Here is an 18,554-nt window from a genome sequence, read left to right as displayed (position 1 = left end):
CTATGGACATTATTCCTGATTTAAAAAGCAATATTACTTTTGATGATTTTAAAGCTGAAGTTTTAAGTGATTATGCCGTTGCTCTTAGAAGTAGAGAATGTAGTTTATTAGGTCGTCGTGAGGTTTTAACTGGTAAGGCAAAGTTTGGGATTTTTGGTGATGGAAAGGAAGTGCCTCAATTAGCTATGGCCAAGGCCTTTGAGAAGGGAGATTGGCGTTCGGGCTATTACAGAGATCAAACTTTTATGATGGCAATTGGTGAATTTACGGTAGAGCATTTCTTTGCTGGGTTATATGCCAATACAGACCTAAACCTTGAACCCATGTCTGCAGGTCGGCAAATGGGTGGCCACTTTGTAACCCATAGTCTGGATGAAAATGGACAATGGAAAGACCTAACCAAACAATACAATTCTAGTGCCGATATCTCCCCTACTGCTGGACAAATGCCTAGGTTATTGGGTTTGGCACAAGCTTCAAAAATCTATAAAAACCTTAAGGATATTGATGCCAGCAAATTTTCAAATAAGGGCAGAGAAGTAGCCTGGGGTACTATAGGTAATGCTAGTACTAGTGAAGGTTTATTTTTTGAAACCATCAATGCTGCAGGTGTATTACAAGTACCTATGGTTATTAGTATTTGGGATGATGAATATGGTATTTCGGTTCCTGCAAAATATCAAACTACTAAAGAAAATATTTCTGAAATACTTAAAGGGTTTCAACGCGATAAGAACAACAAAGGTTACGAGATTTTACGTGTAAAGGGATGGGACTACCCCAATCTTATTGAAACCTATCAAGAAGCCGCCAATATTGCTAGAGAAGAACACGTACCTGTTATTGTCCATGTACAGGAATTAACACAACCTCAAGGACATTCTACTTCTGGTTCCCATGAGCGATATAAAACCAAAGAGCGATTGGAATGGGAAGTTGCATATGATTGTAACAGTAAAATGCGTGAGTGGATTATTGAAAGTGGTATTGCTACAAACGAAGCCCTTCTGGATTTGGAAAGAAGTATAAAAAAGGATGTAAGGGAAATTAAAAAAACGACTTGGGAAGTTTTTTTAGAACCTATACGCAAAGACCAAAAAGATCTTATTTTCCTCCTAAAAAGTTTAGTTGAAGTTAGTGCTAACGGTGTGTTCATTTCAAAATTAATGGAAGAGTTGTCCAAAATCCATGAACCTTCTAGAAAGGACGTCATGTCTATTGCCAGAAAGGCACTCCGCTATACACTTGGTGAAACCTCAAGTGAGAAAAACAATCTGGCTAATTGGATTGATGGTGTTTTAGACGAAACCCAACCAAAGTTTAGCTCAAACTTATACTCTGAAGCCAAGACTTCTGCTGTTTTAGTTAAGGAAGTTAAACCCATTTACACTGCTGATGAGGTAAAAAATGTAGACGGTAGAATTATTATTAGAGATAATTTTGATGCTATTTTTGAAAACCATCCTGAAGCTTTAATCTTTGGTGAAGATACGGGTAATATTGGGGATGTTAACCAAGGTTTGGAAGGATTGCAAGCTAAACATGGTGAACTGCGCATAGCCGATGCTGGAATTCGTGAAGCTACCATTGTAGGTCAAGGAATAGGCATGGCACTAAGAGGCTTACGCCCCATCGCAGAAATACAATATTTGGACTATGTATTATACGCCCTTCAAATTATAAGCGATGATTTGGCAACCTTGCAATACCGTACAAAAGGAATGCAAAAAGCCCCGTTAATCGTGCGTACTAGAGGTCATAGATTGGAAGGGATTTGGCACTCGGGATCGCCTATGGGAGGCATTTTAAATTTAATTCGTGGGGTGTTTGTTCTAGTTCCAAGAAACATGACCAAAGCGGCAGGTTTCTATAACACCCTTCTAGAAGGTGACGACCCTGCTCTAATAATTGAATGTTTAAACGGTTATCGATTAAAAGAACGCATGCCAAGTAACTTAGCCGAAATAAGAACACCGATTGGCATCGTTGAAACGGTTAAAGAAGGCAAGGACATCACCTTGGTTTCTTATGGTTCTACCCTTCGCATTGTTATGGAAACCGCCAAAGACTTACTAAGTGTTGGTATAGATGCAGAGGTCATAGATGTTCAATCTTTATTGCCCTTCGATTTAAACCATGATATTGTAAAAAGTCTTGAAAAGACCAACCGACTCATGATTATAGACGAAGATGTTCCTGGTGGTGCTTCAGCTTATATCTTAAATGAAGTATTGAATGTTCAAAACGGATTTCAATTTTTAGATAGCGAACCTAAAACGCTAACTGCAAAAGCGCATAGACCAGCCTATGGAAACGATGGCGATTATTTTTCCAAACCTTCGGCAGAAGATATTTTTGAAGCAGTTTACGACGTGATGCACGAAAGTAATCCAACCCATTTTCCTAAGTTGAGATAAACCAATAGTGCTATAAAATCATATTGACCATCACAAAAGTGATGGTTTTTTTTATATTTATCGTTCATACTCAATATAAAATGAAAGCAGCAATATAAAATGAAAGCAGCAACACTTCGGGAAATTAAAAAGGAATTGAGCATAATCCCACGTGAAGATCTACTAAAACTTTGCTTGAGACTTACTAAATTCAACAAAGAGAATAAAGAGTTACTCACCTATTTGTTGTTTGAATCTACTGATGAAGAAGTTTACATAAAAAGCATTAAAAAATACATAGAAGATGAATTTAAACAAATAAACAGAGCAAGTTTTTTCTACATTAGAAAAAGTATACGCAAGATCTTACGGAATCTAAAAAAATACATACGTTATTCCCCAAAAAAGGAAACTGAAATTGAACTATTGCTTCATTTTTGTGAACAATTAAAAGAATTTCGTCCCAGTATAAATCGAAGCCAACAATTAATGAATACCTATAACAGACAAATTGCATTAATTAACAAAACTGTAGCAACTGTACACGAAGACCTGCAATACGATTATAATTTAAAGTTGGAAGAATTAAACCTCTAAATGTTTAAATTTGTTTGCCCTTTTGAAGAACAAAAAACTAGCGAAGCGTAATAACATGAACGGTATTCATAAAAAAACATTAGAAGATTTAGAATTTCCAGCAGTGCTTCAGCAGGTAAGCGAACTATGTATTACCGCGTTGGGTAACCAAGAAGCGCAATGTATTACACCAATCCGTTCTATGGAGCAACTCATGGTTACTTTAAACCTGACCAATGAATACCTGTCGTCTTTCTACAACGACAACCGTATTCCTAACCATGGTTTTGATTCTATTTCAAAAGAACTTAAGCTATTAAAGATAGAGAATACCTATCTAGATATACATGGCTTAAAAAAAATTGCTTCCATTTCCTTAACCGTAAACTCAATCATAATATTTCTTGATAAATTTAAGGAATACTACCCTACATTAAACAAATATGCCACTAAGATAAAGGTCACTAAAATTCTAATTGAAAAAGTAGATAGCATTGTAGATCGCTTTGGAGATATAAAAGACAACGCCTCCACCCTACTTTTCGATTTAAGACAGTCTATCAACAAGGTAAAGGGCAAAATAAACCAAAGTTTTGCAACAGCCCTCAACGCTTATCATAATCTTGAATATTTAGATGATATTAGAGAATCTGTGGTCGATAACTGCCGTGTATTAGCAGTAAAAGCCATGTACCGTCGCAAAGTTAAAGGTAGTGTTATGGGGAACAGTAAAACCGGTAGCATTGTTTACATTGAACCCGAAGCGACTTTACAACACTCTAGGGAACTTAACAACTTAGAATATGAAGAGAAAGAGGAAATTATCAGAATACTAAAGGAACTCACCAATACCATTCGTCCGTATTTACCTTTACTTCAGGACTACCAAGCCTTTCTAATTGATATTGACGTTATTTCAGCAAAGGCAAAATATGCCAAATCATTAAATGCCATTCTCCCCGAATTTTCAGAAGAAAAGAGTATGTATTTAAGGGATGCCTATCACCCGCTTCTCTATTTAAACAATTTAGAAAAGGATAAGGAAACGTTTCCTCAGTCCATTGAGCTAAAAGAAAATAGTCGGATTATTGTTATTTCAGGGCCCAACGCTGGCGGAAAAAGCATTACCCTTAAAACTATTGGCCTGCTGCAAGTGATGTTGCAAAGCGGACTTCTAATCCCAGTACACGAACGAAGTAAGGTCTGTTTGTTTGATAGGGTGTTGAGTGATATTGGCGACAACCAATCCATAGAAAACCATTTAAGCACTTACAGTTACCGCTTAAAGCAAATGAATTATTTTCTAAAAAAGTGTAATGCCAATACGCTCTTTCTTATTGATGAGTTTGGAACAGGCAGTGATCCTGAATTGGGAGGTGCTTTGGCTGAGACCTTTTTAGAAGAGTTTTACCATAGAAAAGCTTTTGGAATTATTACGACTCATTATTCCAACCTAAAAATATTGGCTACAGAATTACCACACATGGTGAACGCCAACATGCTCTTTAACGAACGCTCACTAGAACCCATGTTTAAATTAGTTGTAGGACAGGCTGGTAGCTCCTTTACTTTTGAAGTAGCTCAAAAAAACGGCATTCCATACGGCTTAATTAATCGGGCTAAAAAGAAGATTGAGCGTAGCAAAGTTCGTTTTGATGCTACCATAGCCAAACTCCAAAAAGAACGATCCCGACTCGAAAAAACAGGGCAATCTCTAAAACTTAACGAAAAAAAGAAAAGTGCCGAAGCCGACAAACTGGAGGAAATAAATGCCAAGATTCAAAAGAAATTAGAGAGCTATCAGGAATTGTACGACAGTAACCAACGGCTTATCTATTTAGGTCAAAAAGTAAATGATTTGGCTGAAAAATATTTTGAAAATAAGCGTAAACGTGACCTCATGGCCGAATTATTTAAGGTTGTTCAAATAGAAAATTCTAAACGAAAAAAAATATCTGCTAAACAAAAGCAAGTTGAAAAGGCCAAGGAAAAAAAGGTTAAGCAAGAAGTTGAAAAGAAAGTAGAGGTTATAAGGAAAAAGAAAAAAACAGAAAAACTAATTGCCAAACAAAAAGAAGCCGAAAAGCCAAAACCTGTTTTAAAAATTGGGGACCGTGTACGTATGGAAGATGGCCGCGCTGTTGGCAGCATAGATAAAATTGAAAAAAACAAAGCCGTTGTTAACTACGGTATGTTTACCACAAATGTTAGCTTAGAACAATTGGAATTAGTAGAGACTAAAAAATGATCTCCCAAATACCGAATCATAAACAACTTATCCTTTTCGATGGGATATGTAACTTATGCAATGGTGCTGTACAATTCGTTATTAAGTACGATAAAAGAAATCGATTTATATTTGCGCCATTACAGGGCAAAACAGGACAACAAATAATTGAACATTTCAATATAGACACTAAAGCATTAGATTCTATTTTACTTTACACTCCTGATAACAGGTTGAGTTATAAAAGTTCCGCAGTACTAAAAATAGCTTCAAGATTAGGTTTTCCAAGAAACCTACTCGCTATCTTTTTTATTGTTCCTCCTGTTATTCGCAATTCGATATATGATTATATTGCCATAAACCGCTATAACTGGTTTGGAAAAAAAGAAGATTGTATGATACCTACACCTGAATTTAAGCGTAGGTTTTTGGATTGATATTTATTGGTTACTTCAAACTACTTAAAATAAAATCTATGGTTTTGTTGGTGTTTTTGTTTTGGGCATAAGCATCGGTAATGTGTTTTGAAGGCACTGCTAATTTTTTATCGATTAATGACTGAATTTCATCAACATATTCCAAAGACACCTTTCCCGTTAAAAGCAGGCTTAAATCCTTCCCTTCATGGTAATAGTTATAGATTTTTTTAAGTCCTGTTAAATACAAGTAATCCTTAGTAAATCCTCCTCCACGATGAGCACGTACTGTTATATAAAAGGCATTTTCCTTATCCAAATTATATTGATTGTGCAACAACCTAAATGTTCTTGAAAAAGAATAGCCTTTGGCTAAACTATCAACAGCTATTACCCGGTACGCCAATTCCTTCAAGCGCTTTACAGTAAGATTATTGCTCATATATTCAGCAAAAACGGCCAGCCCTTCCTGAGTCTCTTCATAATTAGGAAATCCGTGTGAAAATATTTTTAACGGATGTAATATTCCGTTCATAGTGGTAACCATGTGTACCCCTATTTCGTGATTGGTTAATACTGCTATTTCGTTATCTGAAAAGGTATAATTGCTATTTAACACTAATGTTCTTACATTATTTAAAACCATAGCAATAGCCGAAATCTTATCGGAATGCTTTACCTCATAACTAAAGTCATAGCGTTTAGAAAAGTCCCTAAAAAAGACCTCGGCTTCTTTTGCAGAATATTTAGGAACAAAAGGCTCTGTTTTTATATCTTCATCTTCAAAATGAAGAATAAACTTTGCATTTTCCACATCTGTTTCAGTAGGCGTGCCGAAACAATGTAGACAGTTATAATAGAATTTTTTACCATTTCCAATGGTTTCAATGCATTGAATTAATCCAGAATAGCTGTATATAATATCCTCGTATAAATTTTTAATAGCTGTATCTTCAATTTGCTCTAAGGGTTGTATAAACAACTCCCTGTGCAATTTAAACCTGTCAAAATTTATTTCAGGATATTTAAAAACAGGATCGGTTAAATACTTTGATGAAAAAAAACGAATCTTTTCGGTTTCAATATTTATGGGATTAACATAAGCCAGTAACTCTATTTGCTTAACTAAAGCATCAATTTTAGTATCAATTGCAAAGAGTGTTTTATAATCTACATGCTTATCCAACAACATTAAGCTTAAGGTTTAAAAATATTATACGTTTCCAGTGCGTGCTTGGGAATACGTTCCTTCAATTCCCTTTCTCCCGTCGAAACCACTTCGGGGAATATAATTTGTTCATATTCATCGCAGTACACCTTGGCTATTTCGGTTGCCAAAACTAAGGTATTTTTAAAATTTTGGGTAATATATTTTAAAAAATAACCATTGCCTTGAAAGGTATCGTTTATCTTTGAAGTGGATTTAATTCCATTGGGAAATTGTATTTCCGATAGGCTTAGCCGCCATTGCTCAATAGCATTTCCAAATCGTTGATTATCAATATTGCTAGTACCCAAATTCCAAGTCGGCACTTCTCTATCCCATCGTTTCCAATTATAGCTGTGCATATCGTAAACCGTACAAAACCCAAATTTAGATTCCAAAGTTTCAATTAGGGCATGCACTACTTTATAAAAATTTGCATGCTTCTCAAGGCTTTTAGAAATGATTGCTTCTGTTAGTGGATATTTCCATAACTGTTTGCCCCAAGCCGTTACAAAAACAGCCTCATCTGGCCCCCTATTTAGATCGTATTCAAATCGTGAATCACAACCAGCAATAACGATGGGAAGCGATTGCACCATATTCTTAGTTTCTGGGTCTTCTTCGTACCACCGCTCATATTCAGTATGCAGACAAGGTTCCCATAGCTCTTTTCTAAATTGATGTCCATCATGTATTGCACCACAAGCATAAGGGACATAGGCTGAAATCTTTATAGTAAATGAATAATCCGAAGCAACAGCTTCAAAAATTATTTCGTCCTTTATATTTTGAATAATTTGTTGTACTGAAAGTTTTTCCATACTTATTCTTTAACCAAAGTTCCCCATTCTGTCCAAGACCCATCATACACAGAAATATTATTATAACCAGAAATTTCGGCACCTAATGCCAATACACAAGCCGTTATTCCTGAACCACAAGAAAACACTAGTGGATCATCTGTATCGGCCAATTGGTCAAATTTTTGCTTTAAGAGGTTTTCGTCCTTTAACATACCATCTTCCAACAAATCTGTGTAGGGTAAATTAACTGAATTGGGAATAATTCCCATTCGTAACCCAGCTCTGGGTTCGGGTTCTTCACAATTAAACCGACCTACAGAACGAGCATCAATTATTTGATGGCTCTTATTTTTCGAAATAGCTTTTATGTCGTTAAAAAACTTCATCAGGTTAGGCTGAAGATTAGGTGTAAAATCACCTGTTTCACCATTATATAACTGCAAGGGTTCTGTCCTATAACTAGCCTTTGTCCAAGCAGGAAAACCACCATTTAAAACAGCTACATTATCATACCCAAAAGCCTTAAATAGCCACCAAACACGGGCACTGGAATAAATGCCTTTGTCATCATACACCACTATAACGCTATCATTACAAATTCCTAATAGCCTAGACTCTTCCTGAAATAACTCAGTTGACGGAAAAGTGTTTGGAAAAGGATCAGTGGTATTACTAAATCTATTTTTTATATCAAAATAACGAGCGTTAGGAATTTGTTTTTGGGAAGCGTCTAATGGCTTGTTCATGGTTGCATCCAAAACAACCAAATTATCGGCATTAATGTTCTCGTTAAGCCAATCTACAGAAACTAATGGGTGGGTGATTGTTATTTTTACACTCATTTTTTAGGTTATTGTGTTATTATGGATTCTATGCGTAATGCTATCTCTCAATCTTCATTTTCAATCTTGTTATTACTTTAATTTTTTTCATTACAAATGAGACTGCAAACTGTAAACTACCTATTTATACTAAGCGTCCTCTACTGTTTTTCGCAATCGTGCGCGCCTATCGAAGGCTTGCAGTTTATCCAATACCTTACTTTCTAAAAAGTCAATCACTTTTTCTTCAATCTTAATCTTTGGTTTATATACCTTATTGATATAAGTAATACCTCCAGGTGACATCACATTAACCTCAACTAACTTGCCTCCAATCACATCTATGCCTACAAAATAAAGACCATCATTAACCAACTTAGGGCCAATTTGTTTGCATAAGGCTTTTTCAGCCTTAGTTAAATTATGTCTTTGCACACTACCCCCAGCAGAAACATTTGAACGGTGGTCATCAGAACCAGGAACCCGCCTCATAGCTCCAATGGGTTCGCCATTTAATAAAAGAATACGTATATCTCCTTGATCGGCACCTTCAATATAATCCTGTAAAATAACGTAATTGGAATCACCATCACCACTATTAATATAAAAGTCCAATAACGAATTAATATTGCTCATCGCTGACTTTTCAATCAATATAACACCCGATCCTCCAAAGCCATTCAATGGCTTTAAAATCATTTTATCGGCTTTGGATTCTTTAATCTGCTTGATTAAATACTTCTTGTTCTTTGATACATGGGTCGCTGGTATAATATTGCTGTGAGCATCACCAAAGGCAGCGGTATAGAGTTTGTTGTTGGCCTCCCGCATACCTTCCAGTGAATTGATGATAAAGACATCATCTTTTACTGAATCCAAGAAATTCAACATAATAGGATCCAAAGGTGGATTGGCTCTAAAAAATATGGCATCAAACCCCGCCAAAGGTAACATCTCCTCACGTAAATTTGCTTTATTATAAAATACTTTTTGGCTGCTGGGTACCTTTTCCATTCTATTAATAACTGTACAAAATGCATTGGTTACACTATTTCGAATGGTTAAATTAGCTGGCGTGCACATCGCAACGCCATGTCCCCTTTTTGCACACTCTTTAATAAGCGCAAGGGATGAATCTGTATCTGGATTAATGTCACCCCATGGGTACATTATAAAACATACGTTCATTTAGTTTTAGGTTTTTAATTAAATTACTTCACTTCATCGTAATGATCATCCCATTCTTTAGGCTTCGGCTCATGTATCTTATCTAAAGATTTGGCAACCAACATGGAAACTGTAGCATCTCCTGTAACGTTTACTACAGTCCTGCACATATCCAACGGTCTATCTACTGCAAAAATAAGTGCTAAACCAATGGGCAACAATTCTGCTGGAAATCCAATAGATTCCAATACTATAACCAACATGACCATACCTGCACTTGGTACCGCAGCACTTCCAATAGATGCCAATAAGGCAGTTAAAACAATTACCATTTGGTTGGTAAAGGTCAATCCCTCGGGCCAAATAACCTGCATTATAAAAACGGCAGCTATACCCTGATATAGACTGGTGCCATCCATGTTAACAGTAGCTCCAACTGGCAAAACAAAACCCGAAACTTCTTTATCAACTCCCAAGTGTTCTTCAACACGTTCCATTGTTACAGGTAATGTAGCAGCACTACTACTAGTAGAAAATGCTAATAACTGTGCGGGACTAATCTCTTTAATAAACCACAAAGGTGATTTTTTCACAAATACCCCAACTAAAATAAGATAAAATAGTATCATTAATATCAATCCTCCAACAACGCACAGAGCATAATATAAAAGTTTTACTAATATTTCAGTATCATCAAAAGCTATAATAACATTGGCCAGTAAGGCAAAAACCGCATAAGGGGCAAATAGCATAATTAAATCCACCATTTTCATTACTACTTCGTTAAGGGAATCGAAAAAATCTATCAGGGGTTTGGCTTTTCGTTCACCAATTAACAACAAGCAAATACCAACAAACAAAGCAAAAAAGATGATCTGTAACATAGAAGCTTCTGAAAAAGACTTAAATATATTACTTGGAAAAATATCAACTAACGCACGTAATGGCCCAGCATCTTTTTGAGCAGATGCTTCCACTAGTTTACCTGTTACTCCTTCATCATTCTCGTATTTTAATTTAATCTTTTCGATAGTGTCTTGAGGCATACCATTACCAGGCTTAATAGCATTTACAATACCTAAGCCTATAACAATGGCTATCAAAGTAGTGGTTATATATATTCCAATAGTTCTTAAACCCATGGATTTTATTTTAGAGATATCTTTTAAATCTGAAATTCCCTTGATTAATGATGCCAAAATTAAAGGGACAGCGATTAACTTTAAAAGATTAATGAAAATAGTGCCAAATGGGGCTATCCAATCGGTCACAAATTCTTTTCCACCAATAATAGTATTCATAATGAAGCCAAAAATGATTCCCAGAACCATTCCAATAATAATCTTCCAGTGTAGTGCTAGTTTTTTCAAAGTTTATTTTTTGTATTATTTGTTTTAGAAATTATTTCTGAAGCAATATAATTATTTTTGATGGTTTTGTGTCAAAACCAAATTACTTTGACTTTTAAAAAAGTAAAATAATCTTTACAGATCCCAGTTTTCTATAATCTTGCTAGTCATCTCTCCATTACTAACATTAAAAAGATTTATTAGTTCATTTTTTTTTCGGGGTACTTTACTGGAATCTATCTCTAAAGCTTCAATGATTTTTGAAGTAGCTATTGTCTCCCTGCCCCGTTTGGCCAAACCATTGGCTAAACAAGCTGCTACGGGTTTCCCTTTTCTCATGATTTTTTGTTCGAAATAGAACCATGTATCGTCAACAAAAGACATTCTAGTATAAACTTCAGCCTTTTGAAACATTTTAAGTGGCCTGTAAAACTGTACATGAATGGCTTGATTGGGAAAAAACCATTTATTTTTTGTAGCCACTTTAAAAAAGTTGGTCCGTACCATAAAATCTGCTCTTCCCATTTCAAAAACAGTCATAATGGCAGCATGATTCATCACCGATACATCAATATCGGTTACCCAAACCCTAAAATTTACACGTGTGGTTTCTGAACCATTAACCTTTGGTCTAAATCTAGCTTTCGCTATTATTAAAAGAAGTTTAACCCATCTCATCACAACAGTATTAGGCTCTAAGTTCAAATAAGAAATCCATCATTTCAATGGTAGGAGGCTCTACAACCTGATAAGCATCAGAGATGGAGACAGCTAAATCTGAAGTCCTGTATGTTTCTAGCGATTCTATAGAATCCCAAACATAAACACCGCCATATTCATGATCTTCTAATTTGAGATAATATTTCTGTAAGATTCTGGAAATGGCTTTAAACTGAGGTTCGCGCTCCTTGGCGACTTTAAGAAGTTGTTCTTCTGACAATCTGGTTTTAAACCGAACCATTTGCATCATGGTTCCTTCTTTCTTATTTCTCATATATAACACTTATCTATTTGGAATAGAAAGTTAAGAAATAATTATTTAGTCGAATTACTTTTGTATTTAGAATGTATAAGATGTAGAAATTATACCATACGTAATCAAAAGAATTTTTAAATATGCTTTAGATAATCCTTTGCGTCTTCAATATTTAGTTCAGCTTCCCAAGAAGCATAAGAACCATTTCGTTTTGGATTAAAAACTGGTTCATCCATGTTTCCAAGAGCGATAAGTATTTGATAAACAGCAATAGCATCATTGCTATCTAATTCATAACGTAACCACTTTTGAAAGGCAGGTATCAAATTTCTATTAAATCGCTTACCCAATACCCAATAAGCACTTATTCGATCAGTAGAATTGTTATATACTCCTTTATCAAGATCATTAACGATATTTCTTTCCAAAAAGGAATGCTCAAATTTTGAAAGCCCAGACATATTTATCACTTCGTTCTCATAATCGGTTTTTATATTTCCATGTGCTCTTTCAAAAATATAGGTAACAGCCTCAAATTGTTCGTCAGAGAATTTCATAAATAAACAGATTACTAAAAAATGAATCTAATACATCTTATTAAGTAAATAAAAATCGGCTAAAACCAAAGCAGCCATAGCTTCTACAATAGGTACAGCGCGCGGCACCACACAAGGATCATGGCGTCCTTTACCTTGCATTTCTACAATATTACCATCCTTATCGATAGTATCGTATTTCTGTATTAAGGTCGCCACAGGCTTAAAGGCTACATTAAAATAAATGTCCATACCATTGCTTATCCCCCCTTGTATACCTCCAGAATAATTAGTTTTTGTAGAGCCATCTGTATTAAATGCATCGTTGTGGGCACTACCGTACATGGTACTTCCATGAAAACCACTACCATATTCAAAACCTTTAACCGCATTAATGGATAGCATGGCCTTACCAAGTTCGGCATGTAATTTATCAAAAACAGGTTCGCCTAAACCAACTGGTACATTTTTAATCACACAGCTTACAATACCTCCAACCGTATCGCCTTTGCTGCGCACTTCTTTTATATAGGTTTCCATATTGGCGGCCATAGTTTGATCTGGGCAACGTACGGCGTTAGATTCCGTTTGGGATAAATCTAATTCGGTATATAGCTTATCAAGTTTCATAGTGCCAACGGCAGATACATAAGCCGTTATTTCAACATCCTTTAGCACTTGCTTTGCAATCGCCCCAGCAACTACACGACATGCAGTCTCACGAGCTGAACTACGACCTCCACCACGATAATCCCGTAAACCATATTTTTGATCATAGGTATAATCGGCATGGCTTGGCCTGTAACTATCTTTGATATGGCTATAGTCGTGTGATTTTTGGTTGGTGTTTTCAATAACGAAACCAATGGGAGTACCCGTTGTTTTTCCTTCAAAAATACCAGAGTGAAATTTTACGGTATCAGGTTCTTTACGCTGGGTGACAATGGCAGACTGACCAGGTTTGCGTCTGTTCAATTCATTTTGAATGGCTTCAATATCTAAAGTTACCCCTGGTGGACAACCATCAATGACACCGCCCAAAGCAGGGCCATGGGATTCTCCATAAGTAGTTAAATTAAATAGTTTTCCAAAGGAATTACCAGCCATAATGTTATTTTTTGCTAAAGTAAATCTATTCTTAGAAATACACAATGTACTGTTTCTAAAAAGTGATCGTTTCGATTAACAAATTACAATTTCAGCTCTCAGTCACACGTTATAACCAATGATAAAGAAAACAATCTGTACTATAACGTACTTAATAACTATTAACCAATAATTCAATATCTAGGTTAAAGAAGGGCTTCCCTTAAAATACTAATAGGGTGCTTTGCCTCACGCTCTGTACCTTCTTTTATTTGATGCCTACAACTAGTTCCATTAGCTGCAATAATAGTGTCTCTGGATGCCTTATTAACCGCAGGGAACAAAATTTGTTCACCTATTTGCATACTTACCTTATAATGCTCTTTTTCATAGCCAAAACTACCGGCCATACCACAGCAACCACTTGGTATAATAGTAACTTTATAGTTTTTGGGTAAATTCAAAACTGCAAAACTAGAGCTTTGGTTACTCAACGCTTTTTGATGACAATGCCCATGGAATTTAACAATTTTTTCCTCCAATGTAAATCTATCAGAAGTAATATTCCCCAATTCTATCTCCTTTTGAATAAATTCTTCGATTAAAAAGGTATGATTTGTAATGTATTCTGCTGCCTTTTTGTTGTCTGCAAGTTTTAAATATTCATCTTTAAATGTAAAAATCGCCGAAGGCTCAATACCTATTAAAGGCGTTTCTGCAGAAATTCTATCCTTAAAAAGTTCAATATTTTTATTAGCACAAACTTTAGCTTGTTCAAGGAATCCATTTGATAGGAAAGTACGACCAGATTCTTTATGATCAATTATTTCAACGAAGTAATTTAAGCTTTTTAACAATTCAAGAGCATCTATTCCAATGGGTGTGTCCAAAAAATTGGTGAACTCGTCATTAAACAAATACACTTTTTTAATATAACCTCCTCTTCTCCTGTCTGTTCTAAATTTTAAATAATAGTTGTCTAAACTTTTATGGGAAATAAGAGGCAAGCTTCTTTCTTTAGCGATTCCAAAGGAACGTTTCAATAAGGATGCCGTCAATCCATTTGAAAAAACGGCATTCGAAATTTTTGGTAAACGGCTCGCCAGCTTATTTAATTGGTTGTTATACGCAAACAACTTAGTTCGCCATGATACACCATTCACTTTTTGGTATTGGTATAAAAATTCGGCTTTTAAACTCGCAACATCCACACTACTGGGGCATTCACTGGCGCAAGCTTTACAGCTTAAACATAAATCAAAAACCTCTTTAAGTTCTTTATGGTCAAATCGGTTGTCTTTATTGGAATTGGTTAAAAATTCGCGTAACGCGTTTGCCCTAGCTCGTGTAGTATCTTTTTCATTTCGTGTCGCACGATAACTCGGACACATCACACCACCAAACTCGGGGAGCTTTCTACAATCACCTGAGCCGTTACACTTTTCGGCCTCACGAAGAATACCCTGGGATTTAGAAAAATCGAGCAGGGTTTCAATTTCGGGCTCTTCCCTATCAACTTCGTAACGCAGGGATTGGTCCATAGGAAAAGCGTCGACAATCTTCCCTGCATTAAAAACATTATCAGCATCAAAGACTTGTTTTATGCGCTTTAAAATTTCATAATTCTCCTTACCTATCATCATGGAGATAAATTCAGCTCGAACAATACCATCCCCATGTTCTCCACTCATAGAGCCATTATATTTTTTAACCAAATGTGCTACATCCGTGGTTATTTTTCTAAATAAGCTAACATCCTCTTTTTGCTTCAAGTCCAAAATAGGACGCAAATGGAGCTCACCAGCACCGGCATGTGCATAATAAACGGCTTTTTGCCTATAAGATTTCATCAGTGCTGTGAATTCAAAAATGTAATTGGCTAAATCGTTCAATACAACGGCCGTATCCTCTATACAGGCTACTGCTTTTTTATCTCCTACAATATTTCCAAGCAACCCCAAACCAGCACTTCTAAGCGCATTGGCTTTATTGACTTCGTCACCAACAAGTTTGGGATTAGCATAACTTAAACCAGTTTTTTCCAGATCCTTTATTAGTGACTCAGCCTGTTCATTAACCTCTTGTAATGTATTAGCCCTAACCTCACACATTAAAATTGCCATAGGATCTCCTTGTAAAAACTCTCGGTTTTCCTGTTGGGCTTTGTTGTTTTTTGTACAATCCAAAATGGTCTTGTCCATCATTTCACAGGTATATAAGTCATGTTTCATTAAGGGAGCTACAGCATATAAACAGTTTTCTATACTGTTAAAATGTGCTGCTACCATAATGGTTTCAGAAGGTGGCAACTTATCTAATTTTAATGTAATTTGTGTCGTAAAAGCTAAAGTTCCCTCACTGCCTGAAAGCAATTTGCACATGTTAAACGATTCTTTGGAGGAAGAAAAGACTTCAGATTTTATCAATTCATCAATGGCATAACCTGTATTTCTACGATGGATTTCTGGTTTTGGGAAATTTTCAATTATTTGATTTTGTACTGCTCTTGGTTTTAATTCCTTATAAATGGTATTATAGATTTGCCCTTCTAGACTTACTTCTTTTATTTTATTTAAAAACTGTTCAGTACTTACTTCTCCAAAAATGGCCTCACTACCATCACTCAATATGGTATGGATCTGTAAAACTTTATCTCTTGTTACACCATACTTAATAGAAGTAGAACCTGAGGAATTATTACCTACCATACCTCCTATCATACATCGATTGGATGTTGATGTATTAGGGCCAAAAAACAAACCATGGGGCTTTAAAAAAAGATTTAACGCATCACGAACCACTCCTGGTTGTACTGTTATGGTTTGTGTTTCTTTATCGAAACTTAAAATTTTTGTGAAGTGCTTTGACACATCAACTACAATACCATTCCCAACACATTGTCCTGCAAGCGAAGTACCAGCCGTACGTGGAATTAAAGTAGCTTTATGCACTTTAGCAAAATGTATAAGTAGTTTGATGTCCTTATTAGTCTTGGGATATGCAACTGCCATAGGCAACATTCTATAAACAGAGGCATCGGTAGCATAAAGTGCTTTAGTTAAATCGTCATAAAATAATTCTCCTGTTAGTTTTTTTCTTAAGGTCTGTAAATGTGACGCTAAGCCCATATTTGAAAAAAATTGTTTAAAATCTAATTTGCCGTTAAAGTTAATTACATTTTTGGCGTTATTTTTGTAAAAGTACATCAATGTTGAAAATGATCTATTTTTAACAATTGATCGTATATTAATAATAAAACAAAAAACTTTAAAACTTATGAAGAAAGTATTTTTATTAGCAATTGCACTTATTGGATTTACAGTGACGTCGAACGCTCAAGCTATTGCAGACAATGCATTAGGGTTAAGACTTGGGGACAGTGATGGTTTTGGTGCTGAAGTTTCATACCAACGTGCTTTAGGAGACAATAACCGTTTAGAGTTTGATCTAGGGTGGCGTGATGGTAACAATTATGATGGATTTAAACTTGCAGGACTATACCAATGGGTATTTCCTCTTGATGGTACGTTTAACTGGTATGTAGGTGCTGGGGGTGGTTTAGCTTCATTTGATGTTAATGTTAATACTCCTAATGGTCCCATTAGTGATAGCGAAACTTTTTTCTTTGCTGCTGGAGATATTGGTATAGAATATAGTTTTGATATTCCTTTACTAATATCACTTGACTTTAGACCAGAAATTGGATTTGGAAATTTTAATGATGATTTAGATTTTGATATCGCCCTTGGATTACGTTATCAATTCTAATTCTAAAGATATACCTCATAAAAAAAACACCAAAACGGTGTTTTTTTTATGAGGTTATTTTACAAAACTAAACACTTCGCTAAAGTGTCCTCATAAATCGTTTCGTATTGTGGTACAATGGCATGTAAATCGAATTTTAAGGATTCTTTTCTAGCGTTTTCCTTAAATGTTTTTAATCGATTGGCATCACTCAAAATGTACAAGGCATTTTTGGTCATATCATCGACATCACCAACATCACTCAAATATCCAGAAACACCATGAACATTCACTTCAGGTATACCACCAGTATTACTTGAAATAATAGGAACCCCAGAGGCCATAGCCTCTAAAGCTGCCAATCCAAAACTTTCAGTTTCCGATGGTAATAAGAATAAGTCGCTAAAGCATAATATTTTATCAATTTCATTACTTCTTCCAAAGAAAATAACTTTATCAAGTATACCCAATTTTTGACAGTCGTACTCAATTCTTTCCCGTTCCGGTCCCTCACCAATTACCATTAACTTTGCAGGCATATTCTGCTGAATGTTATAAAACACTTTTATAACATCCTGAACCCGCTTAACAGGTCTTAAATTACTAATATGTGTAATAATTTTTTCATCTTCACTTGCCATCATACTTCGCTGGCAATCGGTAAAATTAAAATTGTGCTTATCTAAATCAATGAAATTAGGCACTACATGAATTTCGTTCTTTATGTCGAATAACCTAAGTGTGTCTTCCTTTAAACTTTTTGAAACTGCCGTAACAGCATCTGATTTATTGATACTGAAAGTAACAGCTGACCTATAAAATGGATGACTACCTACCAATGTTATATCTGTACCATGAAGCGTAGTTACAATAGGAACATAAATACCTTCCTCCTGAAGCATTTGTTTTGCCATATAGGCTGCATAAGCATGTGGAATGGCATAATGTACATGCAAAATTTCAATCTTATGAAGTTTTACCATGTCTACCAATTTACTGGATAGAGCCAGCTCATAAGGTTGATAATGGAATAACGGATACTCAGGTACCGTCACTTCATGATAATGTACATTATTACTTAACAATTCCAGTCTTACAGGTTGGTTGTAGGTAATAAAATGAATTTCATGACCTCGTTTAGACAATTCTAAACCCAGTTCGGTAGCCACTACTCCACTTCCTCCAAAGGTTGGATAACAAACGATTCCTATTTTCATATATTAATATTTTTTTCAAATGGAACATCC

At 35.5% G+C, this 18,554-nt stretch carries 16 protein-coding genes; 5 read left to right on the top strand and 11 right to left on the bottom strand.

From position 1 onward, the window contains the following. The first annotated feature begins 2 nt into the window (after window positions 1-2). From MR053_RS10020 to MR053_RS10005, 4 genes are all read left to right on the top strand, one after another. Window positions 3-2,417, top strand: a complete 2,415-nt coding sequence (locus tag MR053_RS10020; protein WP_242132303.1) for an alpha-ketoacid dehydrogenase subunit alpha/beta — start codon at window positions 3-5, stop codon at window positions 2,415-2,417. 99 nt (window positions 2,418-2,516) lie between these two features. After that, window positions 2,517-2,993, top strand: a complete 477-nt coding sequence (locus MR053_RS10015; protein ID WP_242132302.1) for a hypothetical protein — start codon at window positions 2,517-2,519, stop codon at window positions 2,991-2,993. A gap of 55 nt (window positions 2,994-3,048) precedes the next feature. Next, a complete protein-coding gene (locus MR053_RS10010; RefSeq protein ID WP_242132452.1) occupies window positions 3,049-5,220 on the top strand; it encodes an endonuclease MutS2 in 2,172 nt (723 codons plus the stop codon). After that, the gene (locus MR053_RS10005; protein WP_242132301.1) at window positions 5,217-5,636 is read left to right on the top strand and encodes a thiol-disulfide oxidoreductase DCC family protein; all 420 of its coding nucleotides are present in this window, start codon (window positions 5,217-5,219) and stop codon (window positions 5,634-5,636) included. The genes MR053_RS10010 and MR053_RS10005 overlap by 4 nt, the downstream gene beginning before the upstream one ends. 10 nt (window positions 5,637-5,646) lie before the next feature. Here the strand turns inward: MR053_RS10005 and MR053_RS10000 are convergent, their stop codons facing one another. The 10 genes from MR053_RS10000 to MR053_RS09955 all read right to left on the bottom strand — a co-directional run bounded on the left by MR053_RS10000 (window position 5,647) and on the right by MR053_RS09955 (window position 16,688). Then, entirely contained in the window at window positions 5,647-6,807 is a 1,161-nt protein-coding gene (locus MR053_RS10000) for a flavohemoglobin expression-modulating QEGLA motif protein (RefSeq protein ID WP_242132300.1), read from the bottom strand. 5 nt (window positions 6,808-6,812) lie between these two features. After that, the gene (locus tag MR053_RS09995; RefSeq protein WP_242132299.1) at window positions 6,813-7,643 is read right to left on the bottom strand and encodes an N-formylglutamate amidohydrolase; all 831 of its coding nucleotides are present in this window, start codon (window positions 7,641-7,643) and stop codon (window positions 6,813-6,815) included. 2 nt (window positions 7,644-7,645) lie between these two features. Continuing rightward, window positions 7,646-8,467, bottom strand: coding sequence for a sulfurtransferase (locus MR053_RS09990; RefSeq protein ID WP_242132298.1), 822 nt, complete (start codon window positions 8,465-8,467; stop codon window positions 7,646-7,648). A 129-nt stretch (window positions 8,468-8,596) separates the two neighbouring features. Continuing rightward, window positions 8,597-9,634, bottom strand: a complete 1,038-nt coding sequence (gene gshB, locus MR053_RS09985) for a glutathione synthase (protein ID WP_242132297.1) — start codon at window positions 9,632-9,634, stop codon at window positions 8,597-8,599. A 23-nt stretch (window positions 9,635-9,657) separates the two neighbouring features. After that, on the bottom strand, window positions 9,658-10,983 hold the full coding sequence (locus MR053_RS09980; protein WP_242132296.1) for a dicarboxylate/amino acid:cation symporter: 1,326 nt from the start codon (window positions 10,981-10,983) through the stop codon (window positions 9,658-9,660). A gap of 114 nt (window positions 10,984-11,097) precedes the next feature. Then, window positions 11,098-11,640, bottom strand: coding sequence for an acyl-CoA thioesterase (locus MR053_RS09975; RefSeq protein WP_242132295.1), 543 nt, complete (start codon window positions 11,638-11,640; stop codon window positions 11,098-11,100). 10 nt (window positions 11,641-11,650) lie between these two features. Further along, window positions 11,651-11,956, bottom strand: a complete 306-nt coding sequence (locus MR053_RS09970) for a hypothetical protein (RefSeq protein WP_242132294.1) — start codon at window positions 11,954-11,956, stop codon at window positions 11,651-11,653. A gap of 116 nt (window positions 11,957-12,072) precedes the next feature. Then, window positions 12,073-12,495: a hypothetical protein gene (locus tag MR053_RS09965; protein WP_242132293.1), complete on the bottom strand. Its 423-nt coding sequence runs from the start codon at window positions 12,493-12,495 to the stop codon at window positions 12,073-12,075. 27 nt (window positions 12,496-12,522) lie between these two features. Beyond that, window positions 12,523-13,581 carry a chorismate synthase gene (gene aroC / locus MR053_RS09960; RefSeq protein ID WP_242132292.1) on the bottom strand — a complete coding sequence of 353 codons (1,059 nt, stop codon included), beginning with the start codon at window positions 13,579-13,581 and terminating at the stop codon, window positions 12,523-12,525. A gap of 185 nt (window positions 13,582-13,766) precedes the next feature. Then, window positions 13,767-16,688: an FAD-binding and (Fe-S)-binding domain-containing protein gene (locus MR053_RS09955; protein WP_242132451.1), complete on the bottom strand. Its 2,922-nt coding sequence runs from the start codon at window positions 16,686-16,688 to the stop codon at window positions 13,767-13,769. Window positions 16,689-16,836: 148 nt separating this feature from the next. On the opposite strand from MR053_RS09955, the gene MR053_RS09950 reads away from it, so the two are divergent. Continuing rightward, window positions 16,837-17,328 carry a porin family protein gene (locus tag MR053_RS09950; RefSeq protein ID WP_242132291.1) on the top strand — a complete coding sequence of 164 codons (492 nt, stop codon included), beginning with the start codon at window positions 16,837-16,839 and terminating at the stop codon, window positions 17,326-17,328. Between the two features lie 59 nt (window positions 17,329-17,387). Here the strand turns inward: MR053_RS09950 and bshA are convergent, their stop codons facing one another. Then, on the bottom strand, window positions 17,388-18,524 hold the full coding sequence (bshA, locus tag MR053_RS09945; protein ID WP_242132290.1) for an N-acetyl-alpha-D-glucosaminyl L-malate synthase BshA: 1,137 nt from the start codon (window positions 18,522-18,524) through the stop codon (window positions 17,388-17,390). Window positions 18,525-18,554 lie beyond the last annotated feature (30 nt).

It is taken from the genome of Aestuariivivens marinum (assembly GCF_022662175.1).
Taxonomy (GTDB): domain Bacteria; phylum Bacteroidota; class Bacteroidia; order Flavobacteriales; family Flavobacteriaceae; genus Aestuariivivens; species Aestuariivivens marinum.
Note: the sequence above shows the minus strand (reverse complement) of the source record. Positions and strands in the feature narration are given on the sequence as shown.

What these genes read in the sequence shown, in the direction of transcription:
- MR053_RS09990 (WP_242132298.1), bottom strand. Translation starts at nt 8,467, where the DNA reads ATGAGTGTAAAAATAACAATCACCCACCCATTAGTTTCTGTAGATTGG.
- MR053_RS09955 (WP_242132451.1), bottom strand. Translation starts at nt 16,688, where the DNA reads ATGGGCTTAGCGTCACATTTACAGACCTTAAGAAAAAAACTAACAGGA.
- MR053_RS09975 (WP_242132295.1), bottom strand. Translation starts at nt 11,640, where the DNA reads ATGAGATGGGTTAAACTTCTTTTAATAATAGCGAAAGCTAGATTTAGA.
- aroC (WP_242132292.1), bottom strand. Translation starts at nt 13,581, where the DNA reads ATGGCTGGTAATTCCTTTGGAAAACTATTTAATTTAACTACTTATGGA.
- gshB (WP_242132297.1), bottom strand. Translation starts at nt 9,634, where the DNA reads ATGAACGTATGTTTTATAATGTACCCATGGGGTGACATTAATCCAGAT.
- MR053_RS10020 (WP_242132303.1), top strand. Translation starts at nt 3, where the DNA reads ATGGACATTATTCCTGATTTAAAAAGCAATATTACTTTTGATGATTTT.
- MR053_RS10000 (WP_242132300.1), bottom strand. Translation starts at nt 6,807, where the DNA reads ATGTTGTTGGATAAGCATGTAGATTATAAAACACTCTTTGCAATTGAT.
- MR053_RS09995 (WP_242132299.1), bottom strand. Translation starts at nt 7,643, where the DNA reads ATGGAAAAACTTTCAGTACAACAAATTATTCAAAATATAAAGGACGAA.
- MR053_RS09950 (WP_242132291.1), top strand. Translation starts at nt 16,837, where the DNA reads ATGAAGAAAGTATTTTTATTAGCAATTGCACTTATTGGATTTACAGTG.
- MR053_RS09970 (WP_242132294.1), bottom strand. Translation starts at nt 11,956, where the DNA reads ATGAGAAATAAGAAAGAAGGAACCATGATGCAAATGGTTCGGTTTAAA.
- MR053_RS09965 (WP_242132293.1), bottom strand. Translation starts at nt 12,495, where the DNA reads ATGAAATTCTCTGACGAACAATTTGAGGCTGTTACCTATATTTTTGAA.
- bshA (WP_242132290.1), bottom strand. Translation starts at nt 18,524, where the DNA reads ATGAAAATAGGAATCGTTTGTTATCCAACCTTTGGAGGAAGTGGAGTA.
- MR053_RS10015 (WP_242132302.1), top strand. Translation starts at nt 2,517, where the DNA reads ATGAAAGCAGCAACACTTCGGGAAATTAAAAAGGAATTGAGCATAATC.
- MR053_RS10010 (WP_242132452.1), top strand. Translation starts at nt 3,049, where the DNA reads ATGAACGGTATTCATAAAAAAACATTAGAAGATTTAGAATTTCCAGCA.
- MR053_RS10005 (WP_242132301.1), top strand. Translation starts at nt 5,217, where the DNA reads ATGATCTCCCAAATACCGAATCATAAACAACTTATCCTTTTCGATGGG.